The 18,674-nt window shown below is 64.8% G+C and carries 24 protein-coding genes; 7 read left to right on the top strand and 17 right to left on the bottom strand.

The genetic code is table 11. The features are described 5' to 3' along the window. The 4 genes from ybeY to METUNV1_RS10250 are packed head-to-tail and all read right to left on the bottom strand — an operon-like array spanning position 1 to position 3,130. Positions 1 to 474: an rRNA maturation RNase YbeY gene (ybeY, locus tag METUNV1_RS10265; protein ID WP_008061428.1), complete on the bottom strand. Its 474-nt coding sequence runs from the start codon at positions 472 to 474 to the stop codon at positions 1 to 3. Further along, complete coding sequence (locus METUNV1_RS10260; RefSeq protein ID WP_008061427.1) at positions 474 to 1,457, bottom strand: PhoH family protein; 984 nt, start codon at positions 1,455 to 1,457, stop codon at positions 474 to 476. The genes ybeY and METUNV1_RS10260 overlap by 1 nt, the downstream gene beginning before the upstream one ends. Beyond that, positions 1,454 to 2,803 carry a tRNA (N6-isopentenyl adenosine(37)-C2)-methylthiotransferase MiaB gene (gene miaB, locus METUNV1_RS10255; protein ID WP_008061426.1) on the bottom strand — a complete coding sequence of 450 codons (1,350 nt, stop codon included), beginning with the start codon at positions 2,801 to 2,803 and terminating at the stop codon, positions 1,454 to 1,456. The genes METUNV1_RS10260 and miaB overlap by 4 nt, the downstream gene beginning before the upstream one ends. Positions 2,804 to 2,818: 15 nt before the next feature. Continuing rightward, on the bottom strand, positions 2,819 to 3,130 hold the full coding sequence (locus tag METUNV1_RS10250) for a hypothetical protein (RefSeq protein WP_008061424.1): 312 nt from the start codon (positions 3,128 to 3,130) through the stop codon (positions 2,819 to 2,821). Between the two features lie 229 nt (positions 3,131 to 3,359). Here METUNV1_RS10250 and METUNV1_RS10245 point away from each other — a divergent pair, with 229 nt between their 5' ends. Then, complete coding sequence (locus METUNV1_RS10245) at positions 3,360 to 4,415, top strand: NAD(P)-dependent alcohol dehydrogenase (protein WP_008061423.1); 1,056 nt, start codon at positions 3,360 to 3,362, stop codon at positions 4,413 to 4,415. A gap of 118 nt (positions 4,416 to 4,533) precedes the next feature. Continuing rightward, positions 4,534 to 5,421: an RNA polymerase sigma factor RpoH gene (gene rpoH, locus METUNV1_RS10240; protein WP_008061421.1), complete on the top strand. Its 888-nt coding sequence runs from the start codon at positions 4,534 to 4,536 to the stop codon at positions 5,419 to 5,421. A gap of 68 nt (positions 5,422 to 5,489) precedes the next feature. Here the strand turns inward: rpoH and METUNV1_RS10235 are convergent, their stop codons facing one another. The 5 genes from METUNV1_RS10235 to METUNV1_RS10215 are packed head-to-tail and all read right to left on the bottom strand — an operon-like array spanning position 5,490 to position 9,255. Then, on the bottom strand, positions 5,490 to 6,086 hold the full coding sequence (locus tag METUNV1_RS10235; RefSeq protein WP_008061419.1) for an SCO family protein: 597 nt from the start codon (positions 6,084 to 6,086) through the stop codon (positions 5,490 to 5,492). Next, a complete protein-coding gene (gene cyoE, locus METUNV1_RS10230) occupies positions 6,083 to 6,982 on the bottom strand; it encodes a heme o synthase (protein ID WP_008061417.1) in 900 nt (299 codons plus the stop codon). The genes METUNV1_RS10235 and cyoE overlap by 4 nt, the downstream gene beginning before the upstream one ends. Positions 6,983 to 6,998: 16 nt before the next feature. Then, on the bottom strand, positions 6,999 to 7,979 hold the full coding sequence (locus tag METUNV1_RS10225; protein WP_008061415.1) for a COX15/CtaA family protein: 981 nt from the start codon (positions 7,977 to 7,979) through the stop codon (positions 6,999 to 7,001). Then, a complete protein-coding gene (locus tag METUNV1_RS10220) occupies positions 7,979 to 8,536 on the bottom strand; it encodes an SCO family protein (RefSeq protein WP_008061414.1) in 558 nt (185 codons plus the stop codon). Before METUNV1_RS10220 ends, METUNV1_RS10225 begins: the two co-directional genes overlap by 1 nt. Next, positions 8,533 to 9,255 (bottom strand): SURF1 family protein, encoded by a 723-nt coding sequence (locus METUNV1_RS10215; RefSeq protein WP_008061412.1) that lies wholly within the window; start codon positions 9,253 to 9,255, stop codon positions 8,533 to 8,535. The genes METUNV1_RS10220 and METUNV1_RS10215 overlap by 4 nt, the downstream gene beginning before the upstream one ends. 53 nt (positions 9,256 to 9,308) lie before the next feature. On the opposite strand from METUNV1_RS10215, the gene METUNV1_RS10210 reads away from it, so the two are divergent. Further along, positions 9,309 to 9,503, top strand: coding sequence for a twin transmembrane helix small protein (locus METUNV1_RS10210; RefSeq protein WP_008061410.1), 195 nt, complete (start codon positions 9,309 to 9,311; stop codon positions 9,501 to 9,503). A 256-nt stretch (positions 9,504 to 9,759) separates the two neighbouring features. On the opposite strand, the gene METUNV1_RS10205 is transcribed toward METUNV1_RS10210, so the two are convergent. From METUNV1_RS10205 to mpl, 8 genes are all read right to left on the bottom strand, one after another. Further along, positions 9,760 to 10,629, bottom strand: coding sequence for a cytochrome c oxidase subunit 3 (locus METUNV1_RS10205; RefSeq protein WP_008061407.1), 870 nt, complete (start codon positions 10,627 to 10,629; stop codon positions 9,760 to 9,762). 25 nt (positions 10,630 to 10,654) lie between these two features. Continuing rightward, complete coding sequence (locus METUNV1_RS10200; RefSeq protein WP_043359658.1) at positions 10,655 to 10,843, bottom strand: DUF2970 domain-containing protein; 189 nt, start codon at positions 10,841 to 10,843, stop codon at positions 10,655 to 10,657. A 3-nt stretch (positions 10,844 to 10,846) separates the two neighbouring features. Further along, positions 10,847 to 11,431 carry a cytochrome c oxidase assembly protein gene (locus tag METUNV1_RS10195; RefSeq protein ID WP_008061406.1) on the bottom strand — a complete coding sequence of 195 codons (585 nt, stop codon included), beginning with the start codon at positions 11,429 to 11,431 and terminating at the stop codon, positions 10,847 to 10,849. Further along, a complete protein-coding gene (locus tag METUNV1_RS19975) occupies positions 11,428 to 11,538 on the bottom strand; it encodes a cytochrome oxidase small assembly protein (RefSeq protein WP_008061405.1) in 111 nt (36 codons plus the stop codon). Before METUNV1_RS19975 ends, METUNV1_RS10195 begins: the two co-directional genes overlap by 4 nt. Before the next feature lie 17 nt (positions 11,539 to 11,555). Further along, positions 11,556 to 13,145, bottom strand: coding sequence for a cytochrome c oxidase subunit I (gene ctaD / locus METUNV1_RS10190; RefSeq protein WP_008061404.1), 1,590 nt, complete (start codon positions 13,143 to 13,145; stop codon positions 11,556 to 11,558). Between the two features lie 48 nt (positions 13,146 to 13,193). Beyond that, positions 13,194 to 14,246, bottom strand: coding sequence for a cytochrome c oxidase subunit II (gene coxB / locus METUNV1_RS10185; protein ID WP_008061403.1), 1,053 nt, complete (start codon positions 14,244 to 14,246; stop codon positions 13,194 to 13,196). 136 nt (positions 14,247 to 14,382) lie between these two features. Next, positions 14,383 to 14,853 (bottom strand): DUF2244 domain-containing protein, encoded by a 471-nt coding sequence (locus tag METUNV1_RS10180; RefSeq protein ID WP_232416328.1) that lies wholly within the window; start codon positions 14,851 to 14,853, stop codon positions 14,383 to 14,385. Positions 14,854 to 14,971: 118 nt separating this feature from the next. After that, positions 14,972 to 16,321: a UDP-N-acetylmuramate:L-alanyl-gamma-D-glutamyl-meso-diaminopimelate ligase gene (gene mpl / locus METUNV1_RS10175; protein WP_008061401.1), complete on the bottom strand. Its 1,350-nt coding sequence runs from the start codon at positions 16,319 to 16,321 to the stop codon at positions 14,972 to 14,974. Between the two features lie 19 nt (positions 16,322 to 16,340). On the opposite strand from mpl, the gene METUNV1_RS10170 reads away from it, so the two are divergent. The 4 genes from METUNV1_RS10170 (at position 16,341) to accB (ending at position 18,672) form a co-directional block, all read left to right on the top strand. Beyond that, complete coding sequence (locus tag METUNV1_RS10170) at positions 16,341 to 16,964, top strand: hypothetical protein (protein WP_008061400.1); 624 nt, start codon at positions 16,341 to 16,343, stop codon at positions 16,962 to 16,964. Continuing rightward, the gene (locus tag METUNV1_RS10165) at positions 16,961 to 17,497 is read left to right on the top strand and encodes a TlpA family protein disulfide reductase (RefSeq protein ID WP_008061399.1); all 537 of its coding nucleotides are present in this window, start codon (positions 16,961 to 16,963) and stop codon (positions 17,495 to 17,497) included. The genes METUNV1_RS10170 and METUNV1_RS10165 overlap by 4 nt, the downstream gene beginning before the upstream one ends. Positions 17,498 to 17,654: 157 nt before the next feature. Next, positions 17,655 to 18,173 carry a type II 3-dehydroquinate dehydratase gene (aroQ, locus tag METUNV1_RS10160; RefSeq protein WP_008061393.1) on the top strand — a complete coding sequence of 173 codons (519 nt, stop codon included), beginning with the start codon at positions 17,655 to 17,657 and terminating at the stop codon, positions 18,171 to 18,173. Between the two features lie 43 nt (positions 18,174 to 18,216). Next, complete coding sequence (gene accB, locus METUNV1_RS10155) at positions 18,217 to 18,672, top strand: acetyl-CoA carboxylase biotin carboxyl carrier protein (RefSeq protein WP_008061392.1); 456 nt, start codon at positions 18,217 to 18,219, stop codon at positions 18,670 to 18,672. Positions 18,673 to 18,674 lie beyond the last annotated feature (2 nt).

Here is an 18,674-nt window from a genome sequence, read left to right as displayed (position 1 = left end):
TCAAACCTCCGTTGATTGAATCGAGTAGTCGCCGGCGTAGGGGTCGGCGACCCCGAGGCCAGCGAGGATATGACGTTCTTCGTCTTCCATCGCGTCGGCATCCTCGTCCGACGTTTCGTGGTCCCAGCCCTGCAGGTGCAGCGTACCGTGCACGATCAGGTGGGCTGCGTGGTCGGCGAAGGCCTTGCCCTGCTCCGCCGCCTCACGCACCAGCACCGGCTGACACACCACCAGATCGCCGGCCAGGTGCGCGCCCTGTTCGTACGGGAAGGACAGCACATTGGTCGCATAGTCGCGGCCGCGGTATTCGAGGTTGAGCGCCTGTCCCTCGTCCGCCTCGACAAAACGCACCGTGATGTCGGCGCGCTCGATCACGTCCGGATCGAGCGCGGCACGTACCCAGCGCTTCACGTCCTCGCGCGGCGGGCAGGCCTCGCGCGCGCAGGCGTACTGCACCGACAGATTGAGCCGCATCAGCCGCGCGGTCCCTTGCGCATCGCGTCCTCGGCGTCGCGCTGCGCCTCGAAACGCTCGTAGGCCGACACGATGCGCGCGACCAGCGGATGGCGCACCACGTCTTCGGCGAGGAATTCGGTCATCGCGATGCCGCGCACGTCGGCCAGCACCTTGCGCGCCTCGGCCAGCCCGCTCTTGTGGCCGCGCGGCAGGTCGATCTGCGTGAGGTCGCCGGTGATGACCGCCTTCGAACCGATGCCCATGCGGGTCAGGAACATCTTCATCTGTTCCGGCGTGGTGTTCTGCGCCTCGTCGAGAATGATGAAGGCGTTGTTCAGCGTGCGGCCGCGCATGTAGGCCAGCGGCGCGATCTCGATCACCTGCCGCTCGAAGGCGCGGGCCACGCGCTCGAAGCCCATCAGGTCGTACAGCGCGTCGTACAGCGGCCGCAGATAGGGGTCGACCTTCTGCGCCAGATCGCCCGGCAGGAAGCCGAGCCGCTCGCCGGCCTCCACCGCAGGCCGGGTCAGCACGATGCGGGCGACCGTTTCGCGCTCCAGCGCGTCGACCGCGCTGGCCACCGCCAGATAGGTCTTGCCGGTACCGGCCGGGCCGATGCCGAAGGTGATGTCGTGTTCCTGGATCTGCCTCAGGTACTGCGTCTGGCGCGGCGTGCGGCCGTGCAGATTGGTCTTGCGGGTATGCAGCACCGGCGCGGCCGGCTCGGCCGCCTGCCGGTTGGACAGTTCGATCAGCCCGAGCTGTATGGCATCGATGCTCAGATGCGCGTCGGCCACGCTGTAGAAGTGGCGCAACGCCGCCGCCGCACGCTGCGACTGGCCGGGTTCGCCACTGACGCGGAAGCGCTCGCCGCGGCGGGCGATCTCGACATCGTAGGCGGTTTCGAGCTGGCGCAGGTTCTCGTCGAGCACGCCACAGAGGTTGGCCAGCCGCGTGTTGTCCAGCGGCTCCAGCACCAGTTCGAGCGGACGGGTCTTCAAGCGCTGACCGCCTCGCGGGTGACCACTTCGCCGCGCAGGCTGTGCGGCAGCGCGCTGGTGATGCGCACGTCGATGAACTGGTTGATCAGGCGCGCCGCGCCCGGGAAATTCACCACCCGGTTGTTGTCGGTGCGGCCGGCCAGTTCGGTCGCGTCCTTGCGGGCATGGCCTTCGACCAGGATGCGCTGCACCGTGCCCACCATGGTCTGGCTCACCGCCTGTGCCTGCTCGTCGATGCGCTTCTGCAGTCGCGCCAGCCGTGCAAGCTTCACCTCCTGCGGCGTGTCGTCGGCCAGATCGGCGGCCGGCGTGCCCGGACGGGCGCTGTACACGAAGCTGAAGCTGCCGTCGAAGCCGACGTCGTCGATCAGCTTCATCGTCTTTTCGAAATCCTCTTCGGTCTCACCCGGGAAGCCGACGATGAAATCCGAGGTCAGCGACAGGTCGGGGCGCGCGGCGCGCAGCTTGCGCACCACCGCCTTGTATTCGAGCGCGGTGTAGCCGCGCTTCATCGCCGCCAGCACGCGGTCGGAGCCGGACTGCACCGGCAGGTGCAGCTGCGACACCAGCTTGGGCAGCTTCGCGTAGGCGTCGATCACCCGCTGCGTCATTTCACGCGGATGCGAAGTGGTGTAGCGGATGCGCTCGATGCCCGGTACCTCATGCACGCATTCGAGCAGGAAGGCGAAGTCGCCGATGTCGTCCGAGTCACGGCTGATCGGTGCACGCCAGGCATTCACGTTCTGGCCGAGCAGCGTCACTTCCTTCACGCCCTGCCCGACCAGCGTGGCGATCTCGGTCAGGATGTCGTCCAGCGGGCGCGACACTTCCTCGCCGCGCGTGTAGGGCACGACGCAGAAGGTGCAGTACTTCGAACAGCCTTCCATGATGGACACGAAGGCGGTCGCGCCCTCGACCCGCGCCGGCGGCATGTGGTCGAACTTCTCGATTTCCGGGAAGCTGATGTCCACCTGCGGGCGGCCGCTGGCGCGGCGCTTCGAAATGAGGTCGGGCAGCCGGTGCAGTGTCTGCGGGCCGAACACCAGATCGACGTAGGGCGCACGCTCGACGATGGCCGCACCCTCCTGGCTGGCGACACAGCCGCCGACGCCGATGATGAGGTTGGGGTTCTCTCGCTTCAGGTGCTTCACCCGGCCAAGGTCATGGAACACCTTTTCCTGCGCCTTCTCGCGCACCGAACAGGTATTGAACAGGATGACGTCGGCCTCTTCGGGGCGGTCGGTCTTTTCCAGACCTTCGGCGTCGCCGAGCACGTCGGCCATCTTGTCCGAGTCGTACTCGTTCATCTGGCAGCCGAAGGTCTTGATGTAAATCTTGCGGGTCATCGGGGAACGGGAAAATTACTGTTTGGGCGCCGGCAGGTCGATCTCGTCCGGCGACAGCACCCAGACGCGGAACAGCTGCCCCTGGGCGTCGAGCTGGTAACGCACCACCTGCTCGCTGCCTATCATCACCGGCAGCATGATGCGATTGTCGGTCGAACGGATCTGCGCACCGGGCGCCAGCTTGAATGTGTATTTGCCGACTTCGGCCACGCCGTTCTGGGGCGGTTTCATCTTGGCCTTGATCGCGTCCGGCGGAATCGAACGCAGCTGCGCCGACGCGAGCAGCGGCAGGCACAGCAGCAGGAAGCTTGCGACGGAACGGAACATGGTTGGCGGAAGTCGGCCCATGGATGTCCCGGATTGTAGCGCGCGCCGCCGGACCGGCCCAGAACCGTCCGGCAGCCGCCTGCAGGGGCGGCCTCCCGATTGAGAAGCGAGGCTTCACAGGGCTTGCTGAAACCTACGCGCCCCGGTGGCATTCCACATCCTAGACTTGAGGGCATCAGCGGCCGCATTCCGTGGCCGGCCGATCGCACGCTTCATCCGGAGACCGCCCATGAAGACCTACGCCTACGCCGCCCGTTCCGCCACCACGCCGCTTGCACCCTTCTCATTCGAGCGGCGCAGCCCCGGCACGCAGGACGTCGCGATCGACATCCTGTACTGCGGCGTCTGCCATTCCGACCTGCACACCACGCGCGGCGAATGGCCGGGCACGATCTACCCCTGCGTACCGGGCCATGAAATCGTCGGCCGGGTGAGCGCGGTCGGCGCCGGGGTGACCAAGGTGAAGGTGGGCGATCTGGTCGGCGTCGGCTGCATGGTCGACAGCTGCCGCAACTGCCCGTCCTGCGGCGAGGGCCTGGAACAGTACTGCGAGCACGGCTTCACCGCGACCTACAACGGCCCGGTGTACGGCGGCGGCGAGAACACCTATGGCGGCTACTCGACCGCCATCGTGGTGACCGAACACTTCGTGCTGCGCATCAATCACGGCGAACAGGATCTGGCCGGCGTAGCGCCGCTGCTGTGCGCCGGCATCACCACCTGGTCGCCGCTGCGGCACTGGAAAGTGGGCCCGGGCAGCAAGGTGGGCGTGGTCGGCATCGGCGGACTCGGCCACATGGGGATCAAGCTTGCGCATGCGCTGGGCGCCCACGTGGTCGCCTTCACCACCTCGCCCTCGAAGCGCGACGACGCGCGGGCGCTCGGCGCCGACGAAGTGGTGGTGTCGAAGAACGCGGACGAAATGGCCGCCCACGCCGGCAGCTTCGATTTCATCCTGAACACGGTGGCCGCGCCGCACGACCTCGATGCCTTCGTGACGCTGCTCAGGCGCGACGGCACGCTCACGCTGGTCGGCGTTCCGGCCGAGCCGCATCCGTCGCCCTCGGTCGGCAATCTCATCTTCGGACGCCGCCGGATCGCCGGCTCGCTGATCGGCGGCATCGCGGAAACCCAGGAAATGCTGGATTTCTGTGCGGAGAAAGGCATCACCGCCGACATCGAGATGATTCCGATGCAGGCGATCGAGGACGCCTACGGCCGCATGCTGAAAAGCGACGTGAAGTACCGCTTCGTGATCGACATGCAGACGCTGAAGGACGCCTGAAGACCGGCCGGCGGCGCAGCGGAGCCCGGCTCAAGTTTTGATACGAACTTGCCCGAACGCACTGTTAGCACTCCCTGTCAGAGAGTGCTAATGTTGACCCTCAAGGGAGGAATGAATCATGACCCATGCTCTGATGGTTCCGAATCTGCCGGCGCCCGGCGCGCTGGGCAATATCGACAGCTACATCCAGGCGGCCAGCCGCGTTCCGCTGCTCACCGAAGAGCAGGAACAGTCGCTCGCCCGCCGTTTCCGTGACGACGAAGACCTCGATGCAGCGCGCACCCTGGTCATGTCCCACCTGCGTCTGGTGATTGCGATCGCGCGCGGCTATCTGGGCTACGGCCTGCCGCACGCCGACCTGATCCAGGAAGGCAATATCGGTCTGATGAAGGCGGTGAAACGCTTCGACCCGGACCGCGGCGTGCGTCTGGTGTCCTTCGCCATCCACTGGATCAAGGCGGAAATCCACGAGTACATCCTGCGCAACTGGCGCCTGGTCAAGGTCGCCACCACCAAGGCGCAGCGCAAGCTGTTCTTCAATCTGCGCAGCCTCAAGCACAGCAGCAACACGCTGAATCCGGCCGAAGTGCAGGAAGTGGCGAAGACGCTGGGCGTGAAGCCGGAAGAAGTGGTGGAGATGGAAACCCGCCTGTCCGGTCAGGATGTCGCGCTCGAAGGCAGCAGCGAGGACGACGACCGCGACAGCGCCCGTCTGGCGCCCATCCACTGGCTGGCCGATTCGGCCGCCGAACCGCTGGACGTGATGGAAGCGGCGCAGAACGTCCGTCTGCAGGAAGACGGTCTGCACTCGGCGCTGGCCGCGCTGGACGACCGCAGCCGTGCCATCGTGCAGCGGCGCTGGCTGGTGCAGGACGGCGAAGCGGCCACGCTGCACGAACTGGCTGCCGAGTACGGCGTGTCGGCCGAGCGCATCCGCCAGATCGAAGCCAAGGCCATGCAGAAGATGAAGGCGTCGATGCAGAAGATGCTGGGCATGGCGGCCTGAGTCTCCGGACGCCCAAACAAAAAAGCGACCTCCGGGTCGCTTTTTTGTTGTCCTCGTTCGCCTCCGGCTCAGCCCTGGGCGAGCAGCGCCTTCAGATCGTCGGCGATCTTCTGCGGTGTTTCGCCATGGCGGATGAACAGCCGGACATGGCCCTGCGCATCGTGCACATAGGTGCCTGCGGAGTGGTCCAGCGTATAGCTGTCCGGGGTCTTGCCCGCCACCTTCTGGTAGAAGATCTTGTATTCCTTGGCCGCTGCCGCAGTGGCGGCCGCGTCGCCGCGCAGGCCCACGAAGGACGGGTCGAACTGCGGCACATAGGCCGCCAGCAGTTCGCCGGTATCGCGTTCGGGGTCCAGCGTGATGAACAGCACCTGCACCCGCGCGGCGTCCGGCCCAAGCAGCGTGAGCGCCTGCTTCATGGTGGCCAGACTGGTCGGACACACGTCCGGGCAGTGGGTGAAACCGAAAAACACGGTCACCACCTTGCCCTTGTAGTCGGCCAGAGTACGGGCAGCACCGGTGTGGTCGGTCAGCGAGAAGCCCTTGGCGTACTCGGCACCGGTGATGTCCACGCTGTGGAAGCGCGGCCCGGACCGGCCACAGCCGCCCAGCGCAAACGCCATCGCCCCTGCCAGCAGCGTGGCGATGAAGGAGCGGCGCTTCACAGCTTCACGTAGTGGTCGACCAGCAGCGCTGCGAACAGCAGCGACAGGTGCCACAGCGAGAAGCGGAAGGTTTTCTTCGCCAGTTCGTCCGAGTAGTTCCGCATCAGCCGCCAGGCGTAGACGATGAACATGCCGGACAGCACGGCCGCGGACACCAGGTAGATCCAGCCGCTCATGCGCGACGCGAAGGGCAGCACGGTGACCGCGAACAGGATGAGGGTGTACAGGAAGACCTGCAGGCGGGTGTATTCCGCGCCGTGGGTCACCGGCAGCATGGGCAGACCGGCCTTGGCGTATTCCTGGGTGCGGTAGAGCGCAAGTGCCCAGAAGTGCGGCGGCGTCCACGCGAAGATGATCAGGAACAGCAGCAGCGCGTCCGCGGACACCTCGCCGGTCACCGCGGCCCAGCCCAGCACCGGCGGCATCGCGCCGGAGGCGCCGCCGATCACGATGTTCTGCGGCGTGGCCGGCTTCAGGAACACGGTGTAGATGATGGCGTAACCGATGAAGGTGCCCAGCGTGAGCCACATGGTGAGCGGGTTCACCCAGTGGTAGAGCATGGACAGGCCGACACCGCCGACCACGCCGGAAAAGGCCAGCGTTTCGAAGGAATTCACTTCGCCACGCGGCAGCGGACGGGCGCGGGTGCGCGCCATCACCGCGTCGATCTTCTGTTCCACCAGACAGTTCACCGCGGCGGCAGCGCCCGCCACCAGCGCGATGCCCACGGTGGCCGCCAGCACCACGCCCATGTCGGGCAGGCCGGACGGCACCGCGAGGAACATGCCGATCACGGCACAGAAGACGATGAGCGAAACGACCCGCGGCTTGGTGAGTTGCAGGTAATTGGACAGTTTCAGCTGGAAGGGCTGTCGATCAAGCCGCAGGGCTTTCATGCAGGGCTCCGGGTGTTCAGTACTGCGCGTTTGCGCGAACTCGATAGTTTATCAGCACCATCAGGATCACCAATGCTGCAGCGCCACCATTGTGCGCGGCGGCCAGCGGCAGCGGCAGGCTGAGCCAGACGTTGGCCACACCGAGCGACACCTGCAGCACGAGTACCGCCAGCAGCGCATTGCCCAGCGTGCGGTGCTGGTTGGCGCGCAGCGCGAACGCCAGTGCACCGATCACCAGCGCGGCGATCACTGCGCCCAGCCGGTGCATCCAGTGGATGGCGGTGAGCGCGTCCATGGTGAGCGTTTCGCCATCCGCACTCTGACCCAGCTCGCGCACGATGTGGAAGCCGTTACGGATGTCCATCTGCGGCACCCATTCACCATGGCAGGTCGGCAGATCGGTACAGGCCAGCGCCGCGTAGTTGGTGCTCACCCACCCGCCGAGCGAAATCTGCGCCGCCAGCACGACGAAAGCGAGCGCGGCGAAGGTGCGCAGCCCCGGTCTGGCCGGGCGCCCGCCGGCGCCACGCGCCCGGGCGTACAGCCACACCAGCAGCGTGAGCACGGTGAGGCCACCGATCAGATGGCCGGTCACGATGGCCGGCTTCAGCAGCATGGTGACCGTCCATTTGCCGAACAGCGCCTGCAGCACCAGCACGCCGATCAGGACGGTGGCCAGTACAGGCGACGCGCCCCGCTCGCGACGGTTCCGCCAGGCCAGCACCGCGATGGCGACGATGCACAGGCCGACGATGCCTGCGAAGTAGCGGTGGATCATTTCCTTCCACGCCTTGGCGAAGGACACCGGGCCGTCCGGGTTGGCGGCCTGCGCGGCGGAAATGTGTTCGGATGCGTGGATCACGGTCGGATGCCCGTAACAGCCGGGCCAGTCCGGACAGCCCAGGCCGGCGTCGGACAGCCGCACATAGGCGCCGAGCACGATCAGCGCGAAGGTCATGACTACGGTGGTCAGCAGCAGCGTGCGATAGGTCTTCATCAGCCCAGCCTCGAGTACTTCATCAGTCGTTGGAAATCCTTGATCATCTTCTTGGGGTCCGGATCATCCGGGTAGCGCATCATGACCTGCCCCAGCGGATCGACCAGATGGATGGCGCGCGGATGCGCCGGATCGGTGGCGAAGGCGGCGAGCGTCGCGCTGCCGGCGGCGCGCACCACGTGCATGCCTTCGATCGCCGACAGCAGCTCCGGTTTGGGCTGCGCTCCGTCGGTCAGCAGCCACACGCGCTCGATGCGGTCCTGGTGTTCGCCCTGCGCCTTGCGCACCTGCCGGATGAAGTACAGAAGTTCTTCACACTTGGCGTCACAGGCAGCGCCGTCGGCCAGTACCAGGGTCCAACGTCCCTTCACCGCGGAAAACGCAAAGGACTTGCCGTCCACCGCGGTCAGCGTTTCGCTGGGCAGGGGGCGTGGCGACAGCAGCTGGCCGTAATTGACCGTGCTGTCCGGCCGCCAGAAGAAATACATCGCGTAGGACGCGAGCAGCGGCAGTACGCAGACCGCCGCCAGAATGATCAGAATCTTCCTGCCCTTCAAGACTTGTCTCCAGTTTTTCTCATCGCCGCATACAGACCGGACACCAGGGTGACCAGCGCAAAGCCGTACCACTGGGCGGCGTACATCCAGTGCTTGTTGATGCCGAAATCAGGGCGCACCGCGTCACGGCGCAGTCCGTCGTCCGCGCCTCCGCCCTGAACAAGAATGAAGGGCGCAAGTTCCAACCCGAACGCGCGGCTTGCCCGGTCCACCGTCACGTTCTGCCACACCCGGCCCTGCACCGCGTCGTCCGACAGTTCGACGAAACGGCCGGCGGGCGCGGTCACGACGCCCTCCACCTGCTGATCGCCCTGCGGCGTGCTCACCGTGGGCAGGCGGTCGCGCCGGCCGCCGTGGCCCACCCAGCCGCGCGCCACCAGCACGCAGCGGGTCGCGGTCTGACAGAGCGGCATGTAGACGCCGTACCCTGCCTGTCCGTCCTTCACCTGGTTGTCGGCGAAGATGAGCGCATCAGTCCGCCAGGTGCCCTTGACCGACGCCCGGATGTAGTCGGGCGGCGCATCTGCACCCCATGCGGTCAGTTCGAGCGGCGGCTGCGCCTGCGCCAGCACGTAGGCGTCTTCGAGCGACTGCTTGTAATGCGCCCGCGCTGTCTGCCAGCGTGCCGCCATCAGCGTGAGGGCGATCACCAGCAGACAGGCCACCGCAGGCCAGAAGCGAATGCGGAACGAACGTCCCGCCAAAGTGAACTCAAGCATTGCCGTTGCTCTCCCGGCGAGTAAACTGACTCACCGAGACAAGGATTCCTCTGATGCGCTACCTCGTGATCTTCATGCTGCTGACCGTGCTCGCAAGCCTCGGTTCAGCCCTCTTTTTCCTGTTCCGCGACACCGGCAACTCGACCCGCATGCTGCGTTCGCTGGCAATACGGGTGGGCCTGTCGATGACGCTGTTCATCCTGCTGATGGCCGGCTACCGCTTCGGTTTCATCACCGGCAAGCTCTGACGCCCTCGGCGCCGGCGCTCGCCGGCCGCCCCCGCCCTGTCCGCACCTTCTGCCCTGCCGCATCACCCGGCAGGCGCCTCCTCCCGCCCACACGCCTCAACCGACGACGTGGGCAACGGGACACCGGAATCATTCCCGGCACGAAACCTAGGCACGAAAAAAAGCGCCGCACGATGTGCGGCGCCGAGCGTTTATTTTATAAGGGCTCTTCTTTGCTTACCGGCCCACTCTCCTCCTCGCAGATCCCGATTTGACGTCAGATCCAATACACGACGACGAAAAGCAGCAGCCAGACGACGTCGACAAAATGCCAGTACCACGCAACCGCTTCGAAGCCGAAGTGGTTTTCCGGGCTGAAGTGGCCCGCAAGGACGCGGCACAGTATCACGATCAGCATGGTTGCACCAACAGTCACGTGAAAACCGTGGAAGCCGGTGAGCATGTAGAACACGGAACCGAACACGCCGGTGGTCATCTTGACGTTCAGTTCGGAGTACGCGTGGGCGTATTCGTAGCCCTGCAGGAACAGGAAGACGGCGCCGAGAGCGATGGTCAGGAACAGACCCAGCTTCAGCTGGCCACGGTTGTTGTGCAGCAGGCCGTGGTGAGCCCAGGTCAGCGTGACACCCGAGGTCAGCAGCAGCAGCGTGTTGATGGCCGGAATGCCCCATGCGCCCATAGGCGTGAAGGGACCACCGTCATAGGCCGGACCGGCGTTCGGCCACAGGGCCTTGGCGTCCGGCCACAGCAGCGCCTGATGCTCGAGGCTGGCGAGATCCGGCATGGCCAGCACGCGAGCGTAGAACAGCGCGCCGAAGAACGCGGCGAAGAACATCACTTCCGAGAAGATGAACCAGCCCATCGCCCAGCGGAAGGACACGCCCACGCGCTTGCTGTACAGACCGCCTTCGGACTCCTGGGCGACTTTGCCGAACCAGATGTACATCATGTAGAACAGCACCAGCAGGCCGGCGCCGAGCACGAAGCCGCCACCGCTGATCTTGTTCATGGTCAGCACAGAACCCAGTGCGAACAGGAACAGGGCGATCGACCCGGTGATCGGGTAGGTCGAGGGTGCAGGCACGTAGTAGTACGGGGCCTGCTGTGGCGTATGCGAGCTGCTCATTTGTCTTTTTCCTTCCCGGTTTCTCTCAAGCGATGCTTATCAGAATTCTTACACCCAAGATCACTGCAATCACGAACAGCGCGGCTGCAACCACACCCGTGACTATAACCTGCAGCGGTGTCAGCGAGGCCGCCGCCTCGTCGTGATCGCCCTTACGGCGGATTCCGACGAAGGCGGACAACACCGTCACCACATTTTTCACCAGCCCGGCCAAGCGTCAGCCCCCGGCCTTTTCACTCTGCACGTTCGCCGCGTTTGCGCCCGGCACCTCGAAGAAGGTGTAGGAGAGCGTGATCGTGTTGATGTCCTTGGGCAGGGACGGCGACACGAGGAAGGCGATCGGCATGCGCCGCGTCTCCCCCGCTGCCAGCGTCTGCTGCTTGAAACAGAAGCAGTCGAGCTTCTGGAAATACTGCATTGCCGCGGACGGCGTGTAACTCGGAATGGCCTGACCGGTCACCGCGTTTTCGCGATTGTTCGACACCTCGTACTCGACCGTCACGATCTCGCCCGGATGAACCACCAGCGAACCGGTCACCGGCTTGAAATTCCACGGCAGCCGGTGAAGGTTGGCGTCGAACTCAACGGTGACGCTGCGCGACCGGTCCACCTGGGTGTTCAGCGGCAGCGCATTGTCCTGCTTGTTCAGGTTGTTCACGTCGAGCACCTGGCACAGCTTCTCGTAGAACGGCACCAGCGCGTAGCCGAAGCCGAACATCAGAAAGGCGGACACCACCAGGCGGATCAGTGTGGAGCGGTTGCGGCCGGTGGCCTCTTCCGCTCCTGACCTCGGTTCGGTCATTGGGACGACATTCCGTAACGCACGATGAACATCACGAACACGGCGATCGCGGTCGCCGCCAGCCACAACGCGGTACGCACGTTGCGGCGGCGGAGTTCTTCATCCATTCCGGTCACCTGATTGCTCACTTGACGACCGGCGGCACTTCGAAGGTGTGGTGCGGCGCCGGCGACGGCACGGTCCATTCCAGACCTTCAGCACCGTCCCACGGCTTGGCCGAGGCCTTTTCGCCACCCTTCAGGCACTTCAGCACCACGACCAGGAACACCAGCTGCGACAGGCCGAAACCGAAGGCGCCGATCGACGAGATCTTGTTGAATTCGGCGAACTGCAGCGAGTAGTCCGGGATGCGGCGCGGCATGCCGGCCAGACCCAGGAAGTGCTGCACGAAGAAGGTCATGTTGAAGAAAATCAGCGAGAGCCAGAAGTGCAGCTTGCCGAGCTTCTCGTCGTACATGTGACCGGTCCACTTCGGCAGCCAGTAGTAGGCGCCGGCGTAGGCCGAGAACAGCGCACCCGCCACCATCACGTAGTGGAAGTGAGCCACCACGTAGTAGCTGTCATGCAGCTGCACGTCCACCGCGGTCATCGACAGCACCAGACCGGAGAAGCCACCCAGCGTGAAGAGGAACAGGAAGCCGATCGAGAACAGCATCGGGGTTTCGAAGGTCAGCGAGCCGCGCCACATGGTGGCCACCCAGTTGAACACCTTCACGCCGGTCGGCACCGCGATCAGCATGGTGGCAAACATGAAGTACAGCTGACCGGCCACCGGCATGCCCACCGTGTACATGTGGTGCGCCCACACGATGAAGGACAGGATGGCGATCGACGAGGTCGCGTACACCATGGAGGCGTAGCCGAACAGCGGCTTGCGCGAGAAGGCCGGGATCACCTGCGACACGACGCCGAAGGCCGGGATCGCGATGATGTACACCTCGGGGTGACCGAAGAACCAGAAGATGTGCTGGTACAGGACCGGGTCACCGCCACCGGCAGCGTTGAAGAAGCTGGTACCGAAGTGACGGTCGGTCAGGATCATGGTGACCGCACCGGCCAGAACCGGCATCACGGCGATAACGAGGTAGGCGGTGATGAGCCAGGTCCAGCAGAACAGCGGCATCTTCATCAGCGTCATGCCCGGGGCGCGCATGTTCAGGATCGTGGTCACGATGTTGATCGAGCCCATGATCGAGGAGATGCCCAGGATGTGCACCGCGAAGATCGCCATGTCCATGCCGATGCCCATTTGCACGGTCAGCGGCGGATACAGCGTCCAGCCCGAAGCGGCGGCACCACCCGGCACCAGCAGCGAGCCGGTCAGCAGGATGGCGGCCGGCGGCAGCAGCCAGAACGACCAGTTGTTCATGCGCGCGAACGCCATGTCGGAGGCGCCGATCATGAGCGGCAGCATCCAGTTCGCGAAGCCGACGAAGGCCGGCATGATGGCGCCGAACACCATGATGAGACCGTGCAGCGTGGTCATCTGGTTGAAGCGGTCAGGATCGACCACCTGCAGGCCCGGCTGGAACAGCTCGGCGCGGATAACCAGCGCCATGATGCCGCCGACGATGAACATTGCGAACGAGAACCACAGGTACATCGAGCCGATGTCCTTGTGATTGGTCGTGGTGACCCAGCGCATCAGTCCGCTGGGGTGGTGATCATGCGAATGATCGTGCGAGTGGTCGGCACCGCCCGGAATCGCAGCCATGTATGTCTCCCGAAATCTAGAAATTGACTGAACGTTCAGAGAGGCCGCTTACTCGCGCGCCATCTTGATGTCCGACGGTTGGACCACTTCGCCGGTCTTGTTGCTCCAGCTGTTCCGCGTGTAGGTGATCACGGCGGCGATGTCGGTGTCGCTCATGTGCTTGAACGACGCCATCGCGGTACCCTGACGACCATGCAGCAGCACGTCGATCTGACCGTCCTGCGGACCGAGGACGACCTTGGAACCATCCAGTGCCGGGAAGGCCGGCGGAAGGCCCTGGCCATTGGCCTGATGACAGGCGGCGCAGTTGGCTGCAAAGATCTTCTCGCCGCGCGGAGCCAGTTCTTCAACGGTGTACATCTTGTTCGGATCGTCCGCGGCGGCAGCCTGCTCGGCCTTCTTCTTCTCGGTCCAGGCTGCGTATTCCTCTTCGGTCACGACCTTGACGACGATGGGCATGTAGCCGTGGTCCTTGCCGCACAGCTCTGCGCACTGACCGCGGAAGGTGCCGGTCTTCTCGGCACGGAACCAGGTGTCGCGGATGAAGCCGGGAATCGCATCCTGCTTGACCGCCAGCGCCGGCACCCACCAAGCGTGGATCACGTCGTTGGCGGTGGTCAGGATGCGCACCTTCTTGCCGACCGGCACGACCAGCTCGTTGTCGACTTCGAGCAGATAATCGGTGCCCTTGGCGGCTTCGTTGCGGATCTGCGGCTGCGGGGTCGACAGGTTGCTGGTGAAGCTGATGCCTTCGCCGGCGCCCTTCAGATAGTCATAGCCCCACTTCCACTGGTAGCCGGTGGCCTTGATGGTGATGTCGGGGTTGCTGGTGTCGCGCATCGCCAGGATGGTCTTGGTCGCCGGCCAGGCCATGCCCAGCAGGATGAAGACCGGAACGATGGTCCAGAGGATTTCGACCGTGGTGCTTTCATGGAAGGTGGCGGCCTTGTGACCCGCCGACTTGCGGTGCACGAACACCGACCAAAACATCACGCCGAAAACGGCGACGAAAATGACGCCACAGACGATGGTCATCAGCAGGTGCAGGTCATACACCTTGTGACCCAGTTCGGTGATCGGCTCCTGCAGGTTGAGCCTCATTTCCGCCTGGGCAAGCCCAGCCAGCAGAAACAACCCCATCCCGGCCCATGCCCGACGGGCGATGGACGAGCCACCTCTTGATAGCGCCATATTGCAACCCCAGATATATGTTGTGATTGATTCTGAAACCGCGGTCTTAAAACCGTTTTTCCCGCAATCTAGCCGACAGCTCCCGCGCCAGCAACTCGCGGCCTCCCTCGTCCAGATAGCGCCCCACCACGATCTGGTGATCGCGGCAGCGCACGACAACTTCGGAGCCCAGGCCTACCCTCCGTGTCTCCACCCGGGCCCATGCGGGCACAAATTCATGCCTGCAGACGCGATCCCTCTCGCACAGCTCCACCACGAGACGTTCGTCGTCGAGATGGATGCGCTCGAAGTCACCCACGCGCCTGCCGAACGCGATGAAGGCAATACCCAGCGCACCGATTTCGATTCCCGCGAACGGGAACACCCACCAGACGCCGGCCATTGCCCACGCTGTCGCGATCGTGAGGGACAACACCGCCGTAACGAGGAAGAAAGCCAGAAGCGCACGCGGCGACAACGAACAGTTGCGTCGCGCAACAATGCTGAAACCGTTTGATTGGCTGAACACCGCGGACACTGCACACCGCCCCGAAAGTGTTATCTCCCTTGATACGGCTTCTGCTGGCCGCATAACAGGCATAAGCTAACACGGGTATTGATCCTTATCAATATTGCCCCGCACCATGTCAGTGCCGTCAACGGGTCTGGGCGAGCGCCTGGAGCAGCCTGCCGTGAATGCCGCCGAAGCCGCCGTTGCTCATCACCAGCACATGGTCTCCAGGCCGGGCATCCTGCGCGATCCATGACACCAGCTCATCGACCGAGCTACCCACCTTCGCCCGCTCGCCCAGCGGCGACAGGGCTTCCGCCGCATCCCAGCCGAGCGCACTGCCACCCAGGCAGTAACAGACATCCGCCTTTTCGAGCGCTGCCGGCAGGCGCGCTTTCATGACACCGAGCTTCATCGTATTGGAGCGCGGTTCGATCACCGCAAGGATGCGCGACCGGCCGACAACCGAACGCAGCGCGGCCAGCGTTTCGTCGATTGCGGTCGGGTGGTGGGCGAAATCGTCGTAGACGGTCACACCGGCGGCCTCACCCACCCGCTCCAGCCGGCGACGTATGCCGCCGAACCCGGACAGCGACGCAAGCGCGTGCTCCGGCCGAACGCCTGCGTGGCGCGCGGCCAGCATGGCGGCCAGCGCGTTGTTCGCGTTGTGGCGGCCCGGCATCGCAAGACGTCCGGTCACCCGTTCACCCGCCGGGCCGACCACCGCCAGCTCATCGCCGGTCGATTCGACCTGCCAGCCCGCCGCACCATTGAACCACTCGATTTCGCTCCAAAGCCCGCGCGCGATCACGCGTTTCAGGGCGTCTTCACCGCCATTCGCCACCACCAGGCCAAGCCGAGGCATGGTGCGCACGAGATGATGAAACTGCGTTTCGATCGCGGCAAGATCCGGAAAGATGTCTGCATGATCGAACTCAAGGTTGTTGAGGATGGCGGTGCGCGGGCGGTAGTGCACGAACTTGGAGCGCTTGTCGCAGAAAGCGGTGTCGTACTCGTCGGCCTCGATCACGAAGAAGGGTGCATCACCCAGCCGGGCCGACACGCCGAAGTTCTGCGGCACGCCGCCGATCAGGAAACCGGGCTTCAGACCCGCGGCCTCCAGCATCCACGCCAGCATGGACGTGGTGGTGGTCTTGCCGTGCGTGCCGGCCACCGCGAGTACCCAGCGACCGGCAAGCACGTGTTCGGCCAGCCACTGCGGCCCCGAAACATAGGGCAGGCCGCGATCGAGAATTTCCTCGAGCAGCGGATTGCCGCGCGACACCGCGTTCCCGACCACGAACACGTCCGGCGCCAGACCGATCTGGCCGAGGTCGTAGCCCTCGATCAGTTCGATGCCCAGGCTTTCCAGCTGGGTACTCATCGGCGGATAGACATTGGCGTCACAGCCGGTGACGCGATGCCCCGCCTCCCGCGCCAGCGCGGCAATGCCGCCCATGAAGGTGCCGCAGATGCCGAGGATGTGAATGTGCATGGTGGAGCGATGTGACAGAATGGCCGAGGATTCTACCAACCCGCTTCACCTTTCCCTGCTGCACCCGACCATGCGCCCCAGCAACATCCGACGCCAGATCGCCAGTGCCGCAGCGCGCCTGATCGCGGAAGAAGGCATGCGCGACTACGGCATGGCCAAGCGCAAGGCCGCCCGCCAGCTCGGCATCGGCCCGAACGAGGAATTGCCCACCAACGCCGAAATCGAGGAGGCGGTGCGGGACTACCAGGCCATCTACTTCGCCGACGAGCAGCCTGAACAGCTGCGCACGCTGCGCAGCGCGACGCTCGAACTGATGGTCGAGCTGGATCGTTTCAAGCCGTACGCGACTGGCGGCGTGGTGGACGGCACCGCCGGCCGTTTCTCGGCGATCGAACTGCAGGTATTCGCCGACAGCGCCAAGGAAGTCGAAGTCTTCCTGTTGAACAACGGCGTCGATTTCGACAGCCGCGACCCGCGCCGGCCCGATCGCAACAGCCCGGAAACGACCCTGCTGTTCGACTGGGACGATCTGCCGGTCGAACTTTCGGTCTTCCCGGCCGGTCTGGAGCGTTCGCGCAGCCGCGAACGGATGCGCGCGGAATCGCTGCGCGCACTGCTCGACAAGGAAGAGGAAACCGAATGAACAGATGGACGCGCCGCGGCCTGATCGCCGCGGTGATCGCCGGGGCCGGCGTCGCCGGCATCTGGTTCGGAAAGAGTCGCCTGCCGGCGCTGTCCCCGGCCACCGCTGGCGACGCGGAACGGCTGGAAGCAATGAAACTGGCGGATGCCGAGGGCCGGCCCATGCCCTTCTCCGCCTGGCGCGACAAGGTGCGGGTCGTCAATTTCTGGGCGACCTGGTGCGCACCGTGCCGGGAAGAAATGCCGGCCTTCTCGCGACTGTCCGAGAAGTACGCGTCGCGTGGCGTTCAATTTGTAGGCATCAGCATCGACAATGCAGACAACGTGCGGCGTTACCTGCAGGAAGAAAAGATCGCCTATCCGCTGCTGATCGGCGGCGCCGACGCGATACAGCTGTCGTCGGACCTGGGCAATGCACAGCAGGCGATGCCTTTTACCGTCATCTTCTCGCGCGACGGACAGATCGTCGAACGCAAGCTCGGCGCCTACAAGGAAGCCGAACTGGACGCCATCCTGCAGGCGCGGGCCCGGTAGCGGTCCACCCTGGCGCAGGGCATCAGCCGGCCCGGGATCGCCTCCGCCCCAAGCGTTCCGGAACCGGACAAGGAGCGGCGGTGCCCGCGCGGCGTCGCGGCCCCGGTCGAATACCCTTGCTGGACAATCTGACGCGAATTCCGGCAAACTTGCCGGCATGCAGCCCACAACGCGCCGCAAGGCGACCAAACCTGCCACGCAGCCGGACGCCGCGGAAAGCGGTGCCGGCGCCCGTCGCATCCTCGTACTGCACGGCCCCAACCTGAATCTGCTGGGCACTCGCGAACCCGAAATCTACGGTCATCTGACGCTCGCCGACATCGACGCGAAGCTCAAGGTGGTCGCGCTCGGTGCGGGTGTCACGCTGGAATGCTTCCAGAGCAATCACGAAGGCGATCTGGTCAGCCGGATACAGGCCGCACGCGGCGAGGGCGTGAATTTCATCGTGATCAATCCGGCGGCCTACACGCACACCAGCGTGGCCATCCGTGACGCGCTGGCCGCGGTCGCCATTCCGTTCGTCGAGGTGCATCTGTCGAACGTGCATGCGCGGGAAGCCTTCCGCCATCACTCCTATCTGTCGGACATCGCGGTCGGCGTCGTGTGCGGTCTGGGCGCCTACGGTTACGAAGCGGCGCTCGAGTTCGCGCTGCGGCGTCTCGGCAGCAAACAATAAACACTCGCCGGTCCGACGAGGCCGGCTCACGCGGGGAAACATCATGGATTTGCGCAAACTCAAGAAACTGATCGACCTGGTGCAGGAATCGGGCATTTCCGAACTGGAAGTGACCGAAGGCGAAGAGAAGGTCCGGATCGCCAAGCACCTGCCGGCGCAGGTCGGTCAGACCACTTATGTCGCCGCACCCGCGCCGGTCGCTGCCGCTGCACCGGCCCCGGTAGCCGCCGCCCCGGCCGCACCCGCCGAAAGCGCGCTGCCCGAAGGGCATGTCGTGAAGTCGCCGATGGTGGGCAGCTTCTATCGTTCCGCCACGCCGGGCGGCAAGGCCTTCGTCGATGTCGGCCAGACCGTGTCGATCGGCGAAACGCTGTGCATCATCGAAGCGATGAAGCTGATGAACGAGATCGAGTCCGACGCGGCTGGCGTCGTGAAGGCCATCCTGGTCGAGAACGGCCAGCCGGTCGAATACGGCCAGCCGCTGTTCGTCATCGGCTGAGC

The sequence above is a fragment of the Methyloversatilis universalis FAM5 genome (assembly GCF_000214035.2).
In the GTDB taxonomy this organism is placed as follows: domain Bacteria; phylum Pseudomonadota; class Gammaproteobacteria; order Burkholderiales; family Rhodocyclaceae; genus Methyloversatilis; species Methyloversatilis universalis.
The sequence above is the reverse complement of the archived record's forward strand: the minus strand, read 5'-3'. Positions and strand labels throughout refer to the sequence as shown.